This window comes from Pseudomonas protegens (assembly GCF_013407925.2).
Classification (GTDB): Bacteria; Pseudomonadota; Gammaproteobacteria; order Pseudomonadales; family Pseudomonadaceae; genus Aquipseudomonas; species Aquipseudomonas fluorescens_AP.
The window spans coordinates 539,764-557,613 of sequence record NZ_CP060201.1 but is presented as its reverse complement, the minus strand read 5'-3'; the positions used below and the strand labels follow the sequence as shown (position 1 = coordinate 557,613).

The following is a 17,850-nucleotide window of genomic DNA, read 5'->3' as shown; positions in this document are numbered from 1 at the left end:
TGCTCAAATTCTATCGTCTAACAAAACCTCGACCATCGAAGGGTCGAATGTTGGGATTCCGCATTTTTTACTTACTTCAAACCGTTGCGAAAAACTATCCTCGATGAAAATTGCTTTCTGGTGAGGAATGTAATTTGCTTTAGAGTCGCTTTCTTTTAGCCAGATTATTTCGTCAAAAATCTCAGAAATCCTCCACTTTTTTAAGTATGCATTAATGTCGGCACCTAAATGTTTGCTTATTAAAACTATCTTCTTGTTCTTGTTGATGCACTGATATAAAAACTGAATGAGTTCTGTGTTCAGGTGATCATGAATTACGAGCGTGTCATCAAGGTCTACATATATCGAGTCATATTGGTAGTCATGACGATAGCGGTTCTTTAGGCATCGATCGAGAGAAAGACTCATGTCATTTACTAGAGTACTGATCGACATGCCATGGAATTGAAGTACGGAGAGCAATGGAAAATTAATGCCGCGGCCACGGTTGAAGCACATAGTGCCTGCGATACGAATATCGATTTCCAGTAACCTCAGTATTCCATCGTCATCTTCCTTGACTTGGAAGAACCAAGCGCCTGTGATTTTTATTTTTTCTAGAATTTTCTCTGCATAGTTACGTAAATTTTTTTCTATATCAGGAGACACCACCTCTGCGTGCATGGAGGTTCCCATGCGAATGCGGCTTCGTTCGCGCGCTCCCGAAAAAAGTAGTTTTCCGTCCATGTTTGAAAAACAATCGACAGAGTATTCTTTGCCTGGTAAGTACTGCTGGACGATAAACTTGTCGAAGTCTATAGACTTTGCCTGTTCCAAGTTCTTGACTACAGTAATGCCTTGAGAACCATAACCCATGTCTGGCTTGGCAAAAGCAGGGAAAGATGTAATCTTCTCCGGTGTGCTATAGACGTCTGGTATCGGAATCAGTCCTCTCATTGCCTCTAATGAGGATTTTTTAGAGCGAGTCAGTTCGATAACTTCTCGTTCGGGCAGCAAGACGGGTGCTAGTATTTTTTCCCTAAGAGGAGAAAGGTGATCTATAACCGTAGAGTTTGCAGGGAAAACAATATCAATATCGTTTTCTCTAATTGTTCTATTGAGGTCATCAAGCCAGCCGTCGGTTCTTACATCGCGAATAATATTTGGCTTCTCAAATACATAGAATGCTTGATTGACTTCTGGGCTTGATGCTCCATGAAGACGGACCTCTTTGCACCCTTGGAGAGCTTTGAAAATTTCCAATCCATTCTCTATGCCAGCAGGAAATATTAATACATTAAGTGGCTTTTTCATCAGGTATTATCTTTTGTAGGTGTGAGGATTTATTCTGGTCTGGTTAGATCTTTAGCGTCAGTGATGATGAATCAGGTTATAAATTCTATGTGCCAATGAAAACGTTTGGCTTGAATGATTTTTCGTGCTGCGATCTCTGGGTTAAATCGCGCCAAAGAGTTGCTTTTGTGTATTTGTGTCGGGGGGGAAGCGGCCAATTTATGATGGCGTGTTTTACCACCACCATACCCTTTCTAGCAAGTGAAGAGCTATGTAGTGCCTGCTCATCTAGCTTGATGCTGAGCCTGGGCATGTCGATTGTCAGTCGGTGCTGCCCCGTCGTATGGCGCCGAACCCAAAAGTAATGACTGATGTCTAGGGAGAGGGGGGCATGTTTTTATAATTCGTCCTCTAGAAATGCTTTCGGCGTATCGTGTCGGTCGTTCTCGCTATGGTTTTTGAGCTGGAGGCTGGCGATTGCGTGGAGGTGTCTGATAGTCCTTTTTGGTGTGTTGGTACGATGTTTTGTGGGTGGGGGAGCTGTAGAAGGTTTTAGTTATGGCTGATGTGCCCTGTCGCGCAGCTTTCCTGGGGGGGGGGCGGTCTCTAGTAGCGTGCTGCGTCCGCTGGCGGAGATGGTTTTTGTAAGGTGGTTCAGAAAAGGCAACAAGGCCTAAGGCGCGCGTCGCGTGCGGATCAAAATTGTGGGAAAATGCTCGCAATGCGTCAGCTGCGTGTGCGGTATGGCTGTCTACCTCCCCCCCTCCCCTAAGGGGCAGAGGGGGCAATTTCAGTCTGCGACGATGCTCTCGTGAACCTTGTTCTGCTGACTTGTGCGAGCTGAGCGGCATGTCTTTTGATTGGCGAGGAATTCATTTGTGAGGGTTCGCTTGAGGCTGGTCAACTTGTTGCGACATTCGAGCATCCATAAAAGGGTTAAAAGTGGCTTTTATAGAAAACAATAATTTTTATGAAATACGGGATTTAGAAAAAGACATTCGTCAAGTCGGTGTATTGCTTGGCAAAAGTAGTTGTGGTCAGTATCTGTTGTCGCTAATCGAGGAGACCTCCTTTTGAGTCTGATCAAGTGGATTGAGTTTCAGGTGTTGGGCGATGATCGCGGAAGCTTAGTAGCCTTGGAGCATGGGCGAAATGTGCCTTTTGATATTCGGCGCGTATATTACATCTACAAAACTGAGCCTGGTGTTAGCCGTGGATATCATGCTCATCGTGATTTGCGTCAAGTTGCAATGTGTGTTGCTGGCAGCTGTCGCATGGTTTTGGATAATGGCAGGGTACGTGAGGAGGTTGTAATGAGCTGCGCGACGCGCGGTTTATTGATTGAGAGTATGGTCTGGAGAGAGATGCACGATTTTAGTGATGATTGTGTGCTATTAGTGCTTGCGAGCGAGCTTTATGATGAGTCTGACTATATTCGCGATTATGAACAGTTTCTTCAGGAGAGCAGATGATGAAAGTGGAGTTGAAAAGCATCCGGTTGCGACTGGTTGAGGAATTAGATGCTGGCTTCATTCTCTCATTGCGTCTTGATCAGCGATATAACCGCTTTCTTTCTGAGGTGACGGCTGACCTTGAAGCGCAAAAGAGTTGGATTCGAAAGTATAAAGAAGATGAGCTCGCTGGGCTGCAGTATTATTTCATAATTGAACGTCTTGATGGTGTGCCGTGCGGTACTGTACGAATTTATGATCTTCGCCCGGACTCGTTTTGTTGGGGGAGCTGGATTCTTAATGAAAACAAAACTCGGCATGCAGCAATTGAAAGTACATTATTGGTTTATGACTTAGGTTTTAGTCATTTGGGTTTTGATAAGTCGCACTTTGATGTAATGAAGGCTAATGCCGGTGTCGTGGCGTTCCATAAGCGTATGGGGGCGGTGGTGGTTAAAGAGGATGAGCAGAACTATTACTTCGAAATCACCAAGGCTAGCGTCGAGCGATCTCGGATTGCCATGTGTGATAAGATAGGCGGCTGCTAACGTACAGCTTCAATGGCATATGTGTGTTTGTCATCGCAGTGATAGGTGGATTTTCGCGGTTTGCCGATTTTAACTTTAATCTTTTAAATGCTGTGATGGTATCGTGGTGGCAAAGCTCGATGCTAGTGTTTTTTTGGCAATGTGATGATTGAGGACGAGAAAAGGCGCTCGTTCCGAGGGGGAGTAGTGATTAGTTTTCTAGATCTGAAAGAAGTTAATGCAGAGTTTCGCGATGAGTTGATTGAGGCCTGTGCACGCGTGATTGATTCTGGCTGGTATATTAACGGTAATGAGTTGTCAGATTTCGAGAGTAAGTTCGCTGATTGGTGCGGTGTGCGGCACTGTGTCGGTGTGGCTAATGGATTAGATGCATTGGTGCTAACCTTGCGTGCTTGGATGCTATTGGGTCGCCTGAAAGAGGGTGATGAGGTGATTGTTCCGGCAAATACCTATATTGCCAGTGTGCTTGCTATCACCGAAAATCGATTGGTTCCGGTACTAGTAGAGCCTGACGATTCCACATTCAATCTTGATGCTACGATGATTGAGTCTGCAATAACCCACCGTACGCGTGCTATTTTGCCTGTGCATTTGTACGGCCAGATGGCAGATATGCCCAACATTATGGCAATTGCTAAGAAGCACAATTTACTTGTTCTAGAGGATTCAGCACAAGCTCATGGAGCTCGTGTTGACGGGCGGCGTGCAGGCAGTTGGGGAGATGCTTCAGGATTCAGCTTTTATCCTGGCAAGAACCTTGGTGCTTTAGGGGATGCTGGAGCGGTAACAACAAATGACGATGCTCTTGCGAGTACTTTGCGCGCATTACGTAACTACGGTTCTCATGAGAAATATAAAAATCTCTATCCAGGTGTGAATAGCCGCCTTGACGAAATGCAGGCTGCAATGCTTTCGATAAAATTACGTTACATGGACGTTCAGACTGAGCGTCGTCGGTATATAGCGAATCTTTACCGAGAGGGGATCCGCAATTCAGCAATTCGCTTGCCAAAATGGGAGTGCGAAGAGCAGCATGTATTTCATTTGTATGTTGTACGTTGTAATCATCGCGCTGCACTGCAAGCGCATCTTGCGGCTGCCGGGGTGAGTACATTGATTCACTATCCGATACCGCCTCATAAGCAGCAGGCTTATGCCGAATTGAGCGGTTTACATCTGCCCATTACGGAGCGTATTCATGAGGAGGTGTTGAGTCTGCCGATTGGACCTGTCATGACGGATGTAGAAGCAAAAGCGGTCATTGAGGCTTGCAATTCCTTCGTTCCAGCTTCTTCCTGAAGCGGTGTGTTGATAGTACAGGTTTGTCGATTGAGAGATCTCGGCCTGCTGTTAGAGAGAGATGTAGGTGTGAGATAATCTATGCACCCACATGGCCTTCTGAACAGCTTTCTTGGTCGGAGGGGCTTATGTTGGTTTGTTAAATATTGCAGGCGGAATTTTTTGAGTATGATGATTCGGTTGATCTTTTCAGTATTTTTGGAAAGAAAGTATCGTGATGGTTTTTAGGTGTAAATACTTTGGTGTTGATAGGTGTGCCTTGAGAGCTTGTTTTTTGAGGGTGGGTGGTTCAATGGTCAGTAAGAAGGCAGTGATATAGTGATGGGAATAACAGAGCGGTGGAGTGAGCTCAGAGCCAATAGCTATGTGCTATGGCAGTTGGTGCGTCAGCAATTGATTTTGCGTTATCGTCGCACAGTGATTGGCTATTTCTGGACCTTGGTCAATCCGCTGTTAATGATGTCAGTAACGGCATTCGTTTTTTCGTCATTATTCAAGATGCCTTTGCGTGAGTATTCTGTCTTCTTGTTTTCGGGGATGATTGCATGGAATAGCTTTAACTCCACGGTGTTTCAATCTTGTCATGCTTTCATAAATAATGAAGGATTAATCAAGAAGATTTATTTGCCTAAAATTTTGTTCCCGCTTAGTGTTTCTATGGGGGCGGCAATTGATACGGTTCTTTCTTTTTTTGCATTGTTTATAATAATTCTTGTTCTTGGTGGAAAGGTTACTTCGGCTTTGTTGTTGCTGCCGATTTCGTTTTTACTTCTTTTCCTGTTCTCCTTGGGTATCGGGCTGATCATGTCTGTTATGACAGTGTTCTTTCGTGATTTGCTCTATATTATTACGGTGATATTGCAGGCAATGTTTTTCCTGACTCCTGTTATGTATGAAAAAACTATGCTTGGAGGAACAATTGCCTACCTCATGAAGTTGAATCCATTGGTGCCATATATTGATATTTTTAGATCGCCGTTGGCGTATGGTGTTATGCCTTCTTTAACAACCATCATTTCCGCCATTGCCTTCTCTATCCTATCGTTGGGCATAGGGTTGTTGGTTCTGTCGGTGAATGAGAAAAAGATTGTCTATAGGCTCTGAAGAAAATGTCTAGTATTAAAATTGAAAACCTCTCTATCGATTTTCGTCGTTATAAAGATCGCTCCCCTTCGCTAAAGGACTATGTCTCAAGTTTTTTTAAGGGGCACCAAAAAGAACCATACTCGGAGTATCGTGCAGTAAATAATGTTTCCTTGGAGATATCTAAAGGAGAGCGCGTTGGTATAGTAGGGCACAATGGAGCAGGAAAAAGCACTCTCCTTAAAGCGCTTTGTCGTATATACGAGCCAGTTGAAGGAACGATCCGCCTTCAAGGGCGAGTAGCTCCGCTGCTAGAAATCGGTGCAGGATTTCATCCTGAATTTACTGGGCGTGAGAATATTTATCTTAATGGTGCGATTCTCAAGTATAACAAGGCAGAATTAAAACGCCTTGAACCTGAGATTATAGCATTCGCTGAGATTGAAGAATTTATTGATACCCCGGTCAAATACTATTCGACGGGTATGTACCTTCGCTTGGCATTCTCCTTGGCGACGGCAATTCAGCCTGAGATTCTTATCTTGGATGAAATGTTTGCTGGTGGGGATGCTGCCTTTATCAAAAAGGCCAAGGAGCGGATGCTACAAGTTGTTCATCAGGCTGATGTCATGATTTTGGTTTCGCATGACATTGAAATATTACGCAGTCTATGTACTCGTATTGTTTGGATGGACCATGGCGTTGTTAAGGATGATGGTGATCCTGAGACTGTTATTAGTCGTTACTTGGCGATGAGTGAGGCTAACTGATGCATTCGAAGGAGCGGGCGCAAGCTGAGGTTAAGGACGGCGTCCGTTCTTTTCTGCTTAATAGGACTCTCTTAGGTTTTATTTATTATAAGTTTCTGAAGCGCTCTTCCGTAGTTAGAGGGTTGATTATTGCTGGATGGGGGGTTGTGTTCCCTGTCTGGATGGTGTTGCTCAGCCGCTTTTCATCGAAAGTTCTGAAGCTACGAATATTAAGTCTTTCAAGTTCAGCGCAGAAAGTTATTGAAGTCGTTGCTCAAGAACGAGTCAATGTGCCAGTTGCTTCAGTCTTTCCAAGGCGTTTGGCATTCGAGTGTGTTTTGCCACATGAGTCATATATATTTCCATCTATTTATTTGGCGGAGCTTGAGGATCACTTGGTCCGTGGTGGTAGTAATTTTTTGATTGGACAAGGTACTTTGGTTTGTCATGACTTATTTTGCACTTTGCGAGATTATACCAGCGAAGAAGCTCATGGTAGGATGGTGATCAGTCCGGTTAAAAAGACGAGTTATGTATTTAGAAATTTAGGCGATGATTATGGTTTGGAAGCTCTGGCTGAGGCTGCGGTTTTTACAGATGCTGTCAGTCAAAACTATGCGCATTTTTTGACTGAAGTTCTACCTCGTATATATATCTTTATTAAGAATGCACCAAGTCATCTGCCTTTGATTGTCGATGCGAATTTGCACGCCAATTTACTTTCCGCTATCCATCTCCTTGTAGGGGGGGGGAGAGAAATTATACCACTGACAAAAGGGCATGAAGTGCAGGTGGGGAAACTACATGTGGTTTCTGTTTGTGGCTATGTTCCATATGAGCGCCGTCCACGAACTAGTGGGTTGAAGGGGCACTCTCAAGGTCAGTTCAGCCCTACCGCTTTGATTTCTATGAGAAGCTCAATCCGTTCAGCATTGAATCTCCCAGAAAAGCCTTCAGCGGATAGAAAGATTTTTATTCGTAGGAACTCAGGCTATCGAAATATTGTCAATGCTCAAGAGATAGAAGTTACCCTGGTTGCACTGGGCTTTGAGGTGGTTGAGCCAGAAAAACTATCATTCAGTGAGCAGGTTGAGCTTTTCTCTTCAGCTTCAATTGTCGTGGGGGCCACGGGAGCCGCATTTGCCAATCTGGTTTTTTGTAATCCGGGAACTCGATTGGTTATAATGATAGCACATCTTAGTAACACCTCTTATTACTACTGGCAAAATATGGCATCCGCGTGTGGTAATCAGGTTTGCTATGTGCTTGGTGAGATTGAGAAAACATCTTACCGCTCAATTCATAGTGATTTTTATATTGAGATCGAAGATGTTCTGCTGGCAATAAAAGGGCATGACGATGCAATGTCCGAGGGGCAGGATGAGGCGGTTCAATTGTGAATGGAATAGAGCGTTTTGTTCGCGTTTCCTTAAAAAAAATTGCTGCTGAAAAAAATCTAGATAGAGTCATACACCTTTCAAGATTCCTTGGGGAGGTTTTATGGAAAAACTCGACCGGTTACTATCAGTTGGTAGAGCTTGAGCGTGAGCTTGTTGAGCGAATAGAGTCAAGAGTCCCGATCTTTGAGGGTTCTCATAGATGCTGCTATGGTCATGTTTTAACAAAGGCTTATGATACGGGCGGTCACACTCGAGTAGTTGAACGACTTATTACTAGCAATGCATTACAAGACTCTGCCGTTTTGGTTCTGGATGCCGCAACTGGACTAGCGCAGGAGCGTTTGTCTCGTGCGAGACATGGTTGCACAGTAATGTCTTCGATGGGGCCTGGCTTGAATCGCATTTCAGCATTAGTTGCTGAATTTATTCGTTTTGAAACAATAATTTTGTACTTGCATCCTCATGATATTGAGTCTGTGGTGGCGGCAGGGATAGCTAGTCGAAGAAATGGCACTAAGATTTTATTCTACAACCATGCTGACCATGTATTTTCTTATGGTTATGGTGTGGCTGATCGTGTACTGGAAATCAGCCACTTTGGTTGGGCCTTACGTGATGCTCGAGGGTGTTTGGACCGCTCTGTCTTTGCTGGAATTCCATTAGGGCTACCTTCAAAGCGTCGTTTCAGAACTTCTACTTCAGGTCTTCAACAAGGATCTATAGTCGCAGCAGGTACTGCATACAAGTTTAAGCCAGTAATGGGTTGGTCTTTTCCTGATTTTGTACGTGCAATTTGTCTTAGAGCAAATTACCGCGTGGAAGTAGTGGGGCCCAGTTTTTGGCGCGATTGGTGGTGGTGGCCAATTATGTACTCTCAACGAGGCCGTTTTGCTGTTCATGCGCGTTTGGAGCACAAAAAATACTTAGAGTTCATGGCATGTGCCTCTGCATATGTTGACAGCTTTCCAATTGTTGGGGGAACGGCGTTTGCTGAGGTTATGGGGCAAGGAATTCCGTGTTTTGGTGTTCTGACCGGTTCGCATGGCTACTCACCAGCTGATTTGGTTAAGTCAGCGTCAGTAGACGAGCTGATTACTGACTTAGTGAATTTTGAAGTGACAGGTGTTAAAGCAGGGCCTGATGAGAACAACGTATTTGAACAGGTACGCAAAATACATGATGTTGAAGAGGTTGCTCTTCGAGTGGCTGGGGCTTTTTCGAAAGATGTAGTCGGTATTGCACCGCCATGGCCTTGTGAAGGAAAAATTGATACCGAATACTTTAAAAAAATATGGATGGAAAGTTTTTTTCCTATTGTTCCTGTGCATGTCTTCCCTCCTGTTGAATTGATTTTAGCGTTTGTTTTAATAAAAAAACGCTCATGATGTATTGAGTAACAATCTTAGAGTCTACGGTGGATGAGTAGGAAAGGAGTTATGAATATTTCCGGGCGCTTGCCGAGAGTGGCTGTATTGTTGGCTGCATATAATGGCATGAACTATATTGCAGAGCAGGTTGAAACAATACTTGCCCAGAAAGATGTCGATTTAACAATTTTTTTTAGTATTGATCCTTCGTCTGATGGTACGGAAGATTGGGTCCTTGAACTTTCTAAGAACAATCCCAAGATAATTATTTTGCCTGGTGGTCAGCGTTTTGGCGGCGCTGCACGAAATTTTTATTATCTTGTTAGAGAAGTTGATTTCTCTGGTTTTGACTATATATCCTTTGCAGATCAGGATGATATTTGGCTGGAGGATAAGTTGACTCAAGCCCATCGTCAGTTGCAGATTAGAGCCTGTGACGCTTATTCAAGCAATGTGTTGGCATTTTGGCCTGATGGTCGCGAGTCTATTATTAATAAGGCCCAGCCACAAGTTTCCCATGATTATTTATTTGAGGCCGCCGGTCCGGGTTGTACCTATGTGCTCACAGTGCAGTCAGCCTTGAGCATGAAGTCTTTCATGTTGAAGCACTGGGATGAGGTTAATCAGGTCGGTCTTCATGATTGGTTCTTTTATGCCTGGTATCGCGCCAACGGCTTGTGTTGGTTTATCGATAGCGAATGGCGTATGCGTTATCGTCAACATGATGGTAACCAAGTAGGAGCGAATAAAGGGCTCACGGCTGTCTTACGTAGAATCAGTTTATTGCGCTCAGGTTGGTACCGAACTGAGGTGATTCGTATCGCTGGCTTGATATCTCCGTCGTCTGACAGATTGGTGCATATTTTACGTGTAAAGGGGAAGTTGGGACTGCTAGAGCTTATCCCTCATATAGGGCAGTTGCGCCGCCGAAAGTCAGATCGATTATTTCTTTGTGTGGTAGTTCTTTTGGGGCTGTTTTGATGTCAAGGAAGATAAGATTAATATTTGCTTGCTGGTTTATGTACAATTTATAAGCGCTTCCCCTGATGGGTATTTCTTTGAGTTAGATTAAATCGATTTTTCGGTTGTGGGAGCTATCATTGATAGGCGTGTTCCACATTTTTACTCAGTCTTATTCGATATCTCCTATAGAGTGTCGATAAATATTTTATACCGCGAATAGTTGTTCAGTGCTCATTTACTTAGAGTCGGAGGGGGACAATTAGCGCCTTAATAGAGTTTTCCATCAGGCGCTGTACTTGTTAGTTAGCGTAACCGTTCCAGCATCTGGTAGTACCACATGCCCGCTGCCAGCATCGGGTTGCCCAGCTGGTCGCCGAAGGGCACGCGGATGTGCTGGCAGGCGGCGAAGGTGTCGTAGTGGCCGAGGTGGCCGGTCAGGGCCTCGGCCATGATCTCGCCCATGATGTGGCTGGTGGCCACGCCGTGCCCGGAGTAGCCCTGGCAGTACCAGACGTTGTCCGAGAGCTTGCCCAGTTGCGGGATGCGGTTGATCACGATGCCCATGGCGCAGCTCCACTGGAAGTCGATGCCCACGCCCTTGAGCGCCGGGAAGGTGCGTTCGATGCACGGGCGCAGTTCGCCGGCGATGTCTCGCGAGTCCTTGCCGCTGTAGTTGGCGCCGCCACCGAACAGCAGGCGGCCGTCGGCGGTCATGCGGTAGTAGTCGAGGACGAAGCGGCAGTCGTAGACCGCCAGGTCCTCGGGGTTGAGGCGCTTGGCCAGGTCACCCAAGGGTTCGGTGGTGACGATGCCGCCCATGGCCGGGAAGATCTTGCCCTTGAGCTTTTTCGGCTCCAGCTTGTGGTAGACGTCGCCGGCCAACAGCACCTGTTTGGCGTCGATGCGGCCCTGGGCGGTGATCACCGCCGGGTGTTCGCCGTGGACGATCTGCAGTACCTCGCTGTGTTCGAAGATCAGCGCGCCGAGGCTTTCGGCGGCGCGGGCTTCGCCGAGGCACAGGTTCAGCGGATGCAGGTGCAGGTTGCGGGTGTTCTTGATGGCACCGTGGTACAGCTCGCTTTCCAGCAGCCCGCGAACCTGGGCCCGGTCCAGCAGGCTGACTTCGTCGCCCATGCCGCGGCGCACGGCTTCTTCATAGTCGGCGCGCAGGCCCGGCAGGTGGCTGGGTTTGTAGGCGGCGTGCAGGTGACCGTGCTTGAGGTCGCAGGCGATGGCGTATTTTTCGACTCGCTGCTGGATGATCCGGTGCCCACGCCAGCGCAGGTTCCAGATGAAGTCGTCAACCTCGTCGCCCAGTTCGCGGCGCATCTGCTTGCGCATGGCCGCGTCGCCGGAAAGGCTGCCGGTGACCTGGCCGCCGTTGCGCCCGCTGGCGCCCCAGCCGATCTTGTGGCTTTCGACGATGGCGACTTTCAGACCGCGTTCGGCCAGTTCCACCGCGCTGGCGACGCCGGTGAAGCCGCCGCCGATGATCACCACATCCACCTGATGGCTGCCTTGCAGGGTTGGGTAGTGGGTTTCCTGGTTCAGGGTGGCGCTGTAGTAGCTGGGGCAGCGCTCGGCTGCCGGGGTCCGCGGATCGAGAGCGGTTGTCATGAACAATATCCTTAAAAAATTCAAGCGGGCGGCTGCCTGTGGGCAGCCGCCAGCGCTGGATAACGTGTCGGCGATCTGCCACTGGCGCCTGGATGCAGCAGGCGTCGCAGATCGTGCTTGGGCTCAGGCCTGGGTCAGGTACCAGCGCCAGTCCTGCTCGCCGACTTCGGCCATGAACTGGCGGTATTCGGCGCGCTTGACCGCCAGGTACACCCCGAGGAATTCGCTGCCCAGGGCATCCCGGGCCCAGGCCGATTGCTCCAGGGCGGTCAGCGAGGTCAGCCAGTCGGTGGGCAGCAGCTCGGTGGCCTGGGCGTAGCCATTGCCTTGCACCGGATCACCCGGGTCGAGGTGTTCGCGCAAGCCGCGGTGCACCCCGGCGAGGATCGCCGCTGCGGCGAGATAGGGGTTGGCGTCGGCGCCGCAGATGCGGTGTTCGATGTGTCGACTGTTGGCCGGGCCGCCGGGCACCCGCAGGCTCACGGTACGGTTGTCGACGCCCCAGGTCGGGGCCAGCGGCGCGTAGCTGTTGGCCTGGAAGCGCCGGTAGGAGTTGGCGTTGGGGCAGAACAGTAGCAGCGAGTCGAGCAAGGAGGCGAGCATGCCGCCCACCGCCTGACGCAGCAGCGGGGTGCCGGCCGGATCCTCGGAGGCGAACAGGTTATGGCCCGCCGCGTCGGCGATGCTCACGTGCATGTGCATGCCGGTGCCGGCCAGGTGGTCGAAGGGTTTGGCCATGAAGGTCGCCTGCATCCCGTGCTTGTGGGCCACGGCCTTGACCAGGCGTTTGTAGCGCACCGCCTGGTCCATGGCCTCCAGGGCATCGCCGTGCTCCAGGGTGATTTCCACCTGGCCCGGGGCGTATTCGGAGATCGCCGTGCGCGCCGGAATGCCCTGCAGCTTGCAGGCGGCGTAGAGGTCGGCGAGGAACGGCTCGATCTGCTCCAACTCGCGCAGGCCGTAGACCTGGGTGCTGCGCGGGCGACCGCCGTCGGCATCCAGCGCCGGTTGCGGCCGGCCGTTGCCGTCGCGCTTGGCGTCCAGCAGGTAGAACTCCAGCTCGCAGGCCATCACCGGGTGATAACCGTCGGCCTTGAGCCCGTCGATGACCTTGATCAGCAGGTGGCGCGGGTCGGCGATGCTGGCGGGCATGCCCTCCTGCGGGTGCATGCTGACCTGCACCGCGGCGGTGGGAATCTGCCGCCAGGGCAGGCGCACCAGGCTGCCGGCCAGCGGGTAGGCGCGGCAGTCGATATCGCCGACGTCCCACACCAGCCCGGAGTTTTCCACGTCGTCGCCGTTGAGGGTCAGGCCGAGGATGGTGCTGGGCAGGGGGCGACCGCTTTCATACACCGCCAGCAGTTCTTCGCGGTGCAGCAGCTTGCCTCGGGGCACGCCATTGGCGTCGAGGATGAACAGCTCGATCATGTCGATATCGGGGTGGGCGGCCAGGAAGTCACGGGCTTCATCGAGGGCGGCAAATTTCATCGGGATTCTCGCTTGCGCCATTGGGGGCGCGCAGGTTTTCAGGTCCTGCAACGACGCCGCGCACGGCTCGGTTGCAAGGGCAGAAATCAGGTCTGGGGCGTTACGCGCAGGGGCGCGCGATCAAGCCGAAAGCGAGTGATCCGGAGGACGTGAGGAGTGGCGCAGACGGGAGCGGCACAGGGCCATGGGCAGGTTGACCATCAGCTTCATGGGCAGGGCCTGTCCAGCAAGTACAAACCGATGACGGCGGCGCGGTCCTCATGAACCTCACGAGGCGTGGCGGGGAGCGAGCGGGGCAGCGAGAACCCAGCGTCGACGTCAGCACCGCGGCCACTGTGCAGGGGCGCGGGAGTTGATCTGTCGAATCCGTGATACGGGCTCAGGGGGTACATCGCCGGGTGATCTCGCTGTCGAGTTCGTGGTGATTATTCTTGATAGGAACCGGGCACTGGCGGGGCGGAAAAACGGCGCCGCACGCTCAGGGCGGAACAATACTGCAAGAAACCGCCAGCCAATGTAAGGGGGGTAAAGGGGCATAGGCCCCTGGCGAGGGCCCTTCAACCAGGGGCAGAGACGCGTGCTAGAGCGGTTCATCCTGGTCGGAAGAAGTGTCTGATTTTTTTTACAGCGCCTCAGTAGACACCGGGCAACAGGCGCCAGCTGCGGGCGCAATAGTCTTCATATGCCTGGCCGAAATGCTCCAGCAACAAGGCTTCCTCGGCATGAATCCGCGCGATCAGCGGGATCAGGGTCAGCGCCGCCAACAGCAGCCCCAGCCCCGAGCGAAAGGCCAGGGCCCAGCCCAGGGCGTTCACCAGCAAACCCAGGTAGCTGGGGTTGCGCAGGTGGCGATAGAGACCGTCCACCACCAACTGGTGGCCGGGCTGGATCGCCACCAGGCCGCTGAAGCGTCGGCCGAGGATGAACACCGGCCACAGGCGCAGCACCCCGCCGAGGATGAACAGCAAGGCCCCGAGCCAGCGCAGGCCTTCGCCGCCGAAGGTGCAGAAATCCATGCGGTCGCTGTAGGCCGGGACAAAGCCGCTCAACAGGCCGATCACCCCGAACACCGGCAGCACCCAGCGGTTGCCCTGATCTTCCCGCACGCCGCTGCTCAGGTTGACTTCGCTGGACAGCGAGGCGACCACCATCAGCAGGGTGGCGAGGGCGATCAGGGTCAACTGGGGATGGCCGAAGAAGGCCGCGAAACCGCCCAGGCCCCAGATCGCCAGGCCCAGGTAGGCGAGGGCGCCGAGGAGGCTGGAGGCGGCCAGTTGGGGAGAGATTTTCATGGGGGAGCCACGCGGTTATCAGAGGTATCTACAGAGTTTAGGTGTCACCCGCGGGCCGGTTTATGTAACGATCCTGAGTCGGACTTTTCATCAGGCATGAAAAAGGGATGAGTCCATGACTGAACTCATCCCTTTTCGCTGACTAGCTCAACGGGTTGAAGAGGTCAGGTGCTCAGCCGAACAAGGCAAATGCATCACTGTTGGCCGGAAGATTGATGAGTTGTCCATCAGCTGTCTGGATTTGCTCGATGGTGTCATAACCGGCGAACCAGCCCTTCAGGCACACGCCTTCCTGTGGAGTCTGGCCACTCGCAACGCGCGACTGGTGCAGGTAGAGATCATCGCCGACCCGGTCCGCCAGCAAGTCGTTGCTGTAAAGGGTTGACAGCACCAGCTTGTCGCCACGGCTGACACCGTCGTCCTGAATGGTGACCAATGCCCGCGTATCGATCGTGTAGGTATCGTCACCCTCGCCGCCATTGGCCCAGCCACTGGCGCGCAAGACCAGCTTGTCATCACCCGCGCCGCCAAACAGTGAAAAGCCCAGGCCGGTGCCCGTCAGCAGGTCATTGCCTTCACCACCGTCGGCCATGCCGTGTACAACGGTGATCACATCGCCCCCCGCTTCACCGTAGGCCCGACTGCCCTGATCGTTGCTTGCCGTGACAATGGTGTCGTTCCCATTACCGCCATACAACGTATCGGCCTGCGGCCCGTTGGTCAGGCCGTCGAGGCTGAAAGGACCGATCTGCGAAATCAGTCCGCCGTACAGATAATCGTTGCCGTCACCACCGTACAGGACGTCATCGCCCAGCCCGCCTTCCAGATAGTTAACGCTGGCATCACCTGTCAGGCTGTCGTTGTAGTGACTGCCCACCACACGCTCGATGTTGCGCAGCACATCACCCTCGGCATCACCACCCTGGTTCACGTTGGTCTGCAGATTGATCGTGACGCCTGTGGTGCTGGTGACATACCAGACACTGTCCTGGCCTTCACGACCATCAATCAGATCCGCACCCTTGCCGCCAATCAAAATGTCACTCAAGCGCGAGCCCGATAGCGTGTCGTTGAAGTTGCTGCCCTGGACAATTTCGATGTTGGTGTAGGTGTCACCCTGCGCGTCCCCGGTGTTGACTCCTGTATACAGGTCGATGGTCACGGCACTGTCCGACAGCTCGTAGCTGACCAGATCCTGCCCGGCAGCACCATCCAGCCCCATGGCGGAAGTTCCCCCATAGAAGATGTCATTCAGATTGGAGCCCCTGATTGCTTCGATGTCGGTGTAGGTGTCACCTGCCGCTATGCCGGAGTGCACGCCAGTCTTGAGGTTGAGGGTCATGCTCACTTTGCTATCGAGGTACCCCACCGTGTCGTAACCTGCGCCACCGAAGAACTGGTCGGCTCCCGCGCCGCCGTAGAGCGTGTCGTTGCCTGAGCCACCGGTGATGATGTTGTCGAGATCGTTGCCCCAGCCGGTGAAGGCGCCATTGCCGATAAAGGTCAGGCGTTCAATATTGGCTGCCATGTAGGTATGACTTGGGTTGACCACTGTCACGCGCATCTCATCATTGCCACCACCGGCCTGTTCGACGATGGTCGGTGTGATTCCGTTGCTGATGTAGTAGATATCGTCGCCCGCACCGCCTTCCAGGCGGATGGCGGTGGCGGTGTGATCCGAGCCGGAGGTGAGGATGTCATTGAATGCCGAGCCGATGACGTTCTCGATGCTGGTCAGAGTAGTGCCTTCAGCGTCTCCGCCTTTGCCAGCCGCTCCGGTGCCGAAACGCACCTCCACGTTGACCCCGGCAGACGAGGTCGAGTAGTCGACGGTGTCCACACCAGCGCCGCCATCGAAGTTCATGCCCAGGCCGTTGCCGACAAACGTGTCGTTATAGTTCGAACCCTTGATCGTCTCGATGTCGGTGTAGGTGTCGCCAGCGGCGATGCCGGTGTTCACGCCGGTTTTCAGATTGACCGTCACGCCGGCCTTGCTATCGGTGTAACCGGCAATATCCAGGCCCGCGCCGCCGAAGAACTGATCAGCACCTGCGCCGCCGTACAGCGTATCATTGCCTGAACCGCCGGTGATGATGTTGTCGCTGTCGTTGCCGTAACCGATGAAGTTCTGGCTGCCGATGTAGGTCAGGCGCTCAACGTTGGCCGCGAGGATGGTGCCGCTCGGGTTGATTACCGACACCCGCACTTCGTCATTGCCGCCCCCGGCCTGCTCGACGATGGTTGGCGTGACGCTGGTGTTGATGTAATAGATATCGTCACCTGCGCCACCTTCTAGGCGGATGGCGGTGGCGGTGTGATCCGGGCCGGAGGTGAGGATGTCATTGAATGCCGAACCGATGACGTTTTCGATGCTGGTGAGGGTAGTGCCTTCGGCGTCTCCGCCTTTGCCAGCCGCTCCGGTGCCGAAACGCACCTCCACGTTCACTCCGGCAGACGAGGTCGAGTAGTCGACGGTGTCCACGCCAGCGCCGCCATCGAAGTTCATGCCCAGGCCGTTGCCGACAAACGTGTCGTTATAGTTCGAACCCTTGATCGTCTCGATGTCGGTGTAGGTGTCGCCAGCGGCGATGCCGGTGTTCACGCCGGTTTTCAGATTGACCGTCACGCCGGCCTTGCTATCGGTGTAACCGGCAATATCCAGGCCCGCACCGCCGAAGAACTGATCAGCACCTGCGCCGCCGTACAGCGTGTCGTTGCCCGAGCCGCCGGTGATGATGTTGTCACTGTCGTTGCCGTAACCGATGAAGTTCTGGCTGCCGATGTAGGTCAGGCGCTCAATGTTGGCTGCGAGGATGGTGCCGCTCGGGTTGATTACCGACACCCGCACTTCGTCATTTCCGCCCCCGGCCTGCTCGACGATGGTCGGCGTGACGCTGGTGTTGATGTAATAGATATCGTCACCTGCGCCACCTTCCAGGCGGATGGCGGTGGCGGTGTGATCCGGGCCGGAGGTGAGGATGTCATTGAATGCCGAGCCGATGACGTTCTCGATGCTGGTCAGTGTGGAGCCTTCAGCATCTCCGCCCTTGCCAGCCGGTCCGGTGCCGAAACGCACTTCCACGTTCACTCCGGCGGACGAGGCCGAGTAGTCAATCGTGTCGAAACCGGCGCCACCATCGATCTTGTCTGCTCCGGGACTCCCCTTGATGACATCGTTCCCGCCCAGAGCGTTGATTTCGTCATACCCATCGGTACCCGTCAGCGTGTCAGCACCGTTTGTCCCGTTGATTATTGCCATTCGCGTCTTCCTTGCTTTGATGTTGAACCCGATACCGAGAAAAAACGTTCTTGTAGCCAATT

The 17,850-nt window shown here is 52.0% G+C and carries 13 protein-coding genes; 8 read left to right on the top strand and 5 right to left on the bottom strand.

Annotated features, from left to right (window positions below; translation table 11 throughout):
* Positions 1-3 precede the first annotated feature (3 nt).
* Positions 4-1,293 carry an ATP-grasp domain-containing protein gene (locus tag GGI48_RS02495; protein WP_179596781.1) on the bottom strand — a complete coding sequence of 430 codons (1,290 nt, stop codon included), beginning with the start codon at positions 1,291-1,293 and terminating at the stop codon, positions 4-6.
* A 1,052-nt stretch (positions 1,294-2,345) separates the two neighbouring features.
* Between GGI48_RS02495 and GGI48_RS02490 the strand changes: the two genes are divergently transcribed.
* The 8 genes from GGI48_RS02490 (at position 2,346) to GGI48_RS02455 (ending at position 10,150) form a co-directional block, all read left to right on the top strand.
* A complete protein-coding gene (locus GGI48_RS02490; protein ID WP_179596779.1) occupies positions 2,346-2,744 on the top strand; it encodes an FdtA/QdtA family cupin domain-containing protein in 399 nt (132 codons plus the stop codon).
* On the top strand, positions 2,741-3,271 hold the full coding sequence (locus GGI48_RS02485; protein ID WP_260620603.1) for a GNAT family N-acetyltransferase: 531 nt from the start codon (positions 2,741-2,743) through the stop codon (positions 3,269-3,271). The genes GGI48_RS02490 and GGI48_RS02485 overlap by 4 nt, the downstream gene beginning before the upstream one ends.
* Positions 3,272-3,415: 144 nt before the next feature.
* Positions 3,416-4,570: a DegT/DnrJ/EryC1/StrS family aminotransferase gene (locus tag GGI48_RS02480; protein ID WP_181956930.1), complete on the top strand. Its 1,155-nt coding sequence runs from the start codon at positions 3,416-3,418 to the stop codon at positions 4,568-4,570.
* Between the two features lie 321 nt (positions 4,571-4,891).
* Positions 4,892-5,674 carry an ABC transporter permease gene (locus GGI48_RS02475; RefSeq protein ID WP_179596777.1) on the top strand — a complete coding sequence of 261 codons (783 nt, stop codon included), beginning with the start codon at positions 4,892-4,894 and terminating at the stop codon, positions 5,672-5,674.
* Between the two features lie 5 nt (positions 5,675-5,679).
* Positions 5,680-6,423 carry an ABC transporter ATP-binding protein gene (locus GGI48_RS02470; protein ID WP_179596775.1) on the top strand — a complete coding sequence of 248 codons (744 nt, stop codon included), beginning with the start codon at positions 5,680-5,682 and terminating at the stop codon, positions 6,421-6,423.
* Positions 6,423-7,802: a glycosyltransferase family 61 protein gene (locus GGI48_RS02465; RefSeq protein WP_179596772.1), complete on the top strand. Its 1,380-nt coding sequence runs from the start codon at positions 6,423-6,425 to the stop codon at positions 7,800-7,802. The genes GGI48_RS02470 and GGI48_RS02465 overlap by 1 nt, the downstream gene beginning before the upstream one ends.
* Positions 7,799-9,187 (top strand): hypothetical protein, encoded by a 1,389-nt coding sequence (locus GGI48_RS02460; RefSeq protein ID WP_179596766.1) that lies wholly within the window; start codon positions 7,799-7,801, stop codon positions 9,185-9,187. Before GGI48_RS02465 ends, GGI48_RS02460 begins: the two co-directional genes overlap by 4 nt.
* 51 nt (positions 9,188-9,238) lie before the next feature.
* Entirely contained in the window at positions 9,239-10,150 is a 912-nt protein-coding gene (locus GGI48_RS02455) for a glycosyltransferase (RefSeq protein ID WP_260620602.1), read from the top strand.
* A 285-nt stretch (positions 10,151-10,435) separates the two neighbouring features.
* Here GGI48_RS02455 and GGI48_RS02450 read toward each other — a convergent pair whose 3' ends face one another.
* The 4 genes from GGI48_RS02450 to GGI48_RS02435 form a co-directional block, all read right to left on the bottom strand.
* On the bottom strand, positions 10,436-11,749 hold the full coding sequence (locus GGI48_RS02450; protein ID WP_179596764.1) for an FAD-binding oxidoreductase: 1,314 nt from the start codon (positions 11,747-11,749) through the stop codon (positions 10,436-10,438).
* A 123-nt stretch (positions 11,750-11,872) separates the two neighbouring features.
* Positions 11,873-13,237 carry a glutamine synthetase family protein gene (locus tag GGI48_RS02445; RefSeq protein ID WP_179596762.1) on the bottom strand — a complete coding sequence of 455 codons (1,365 nt, stop codon included), beginning with the start codon at positions 13,235-13,237 and terminating at the stop codon, positions 11,873-11,875.
* A 632-nt stretch (positions 13,238-13,869) separates the two neighbouring features.
* On the bottom strand, positions 13,870-14,529 hold the full coding sequence (locus GGI48_RS02440; RefSeq protein WP_016962682.1) for a methyltransferase family protein: 660 nt from the start codon (positions 14,527-14,529) through the stop codon (positions 13,870-13,872).
* A gap of 172 nt (positions 14,530-14,701) precedes the next feature.
* Positions 14,702-17,788 carry a calcium-binding protein gene (locus tag GGI48_RS02435; RefSeq protein WP_179596760.1) on the bottom strand — a complete coding sequence of 1,029 codons (3,087 nt, stop codon included), beginning with the start codon at positions 17,786-17,788 and terminating at the stop codon, positions 14,702-14,704.
* Between the last annotated feature and the right edge of the window lie 62 nt (positions 17,789-17,850).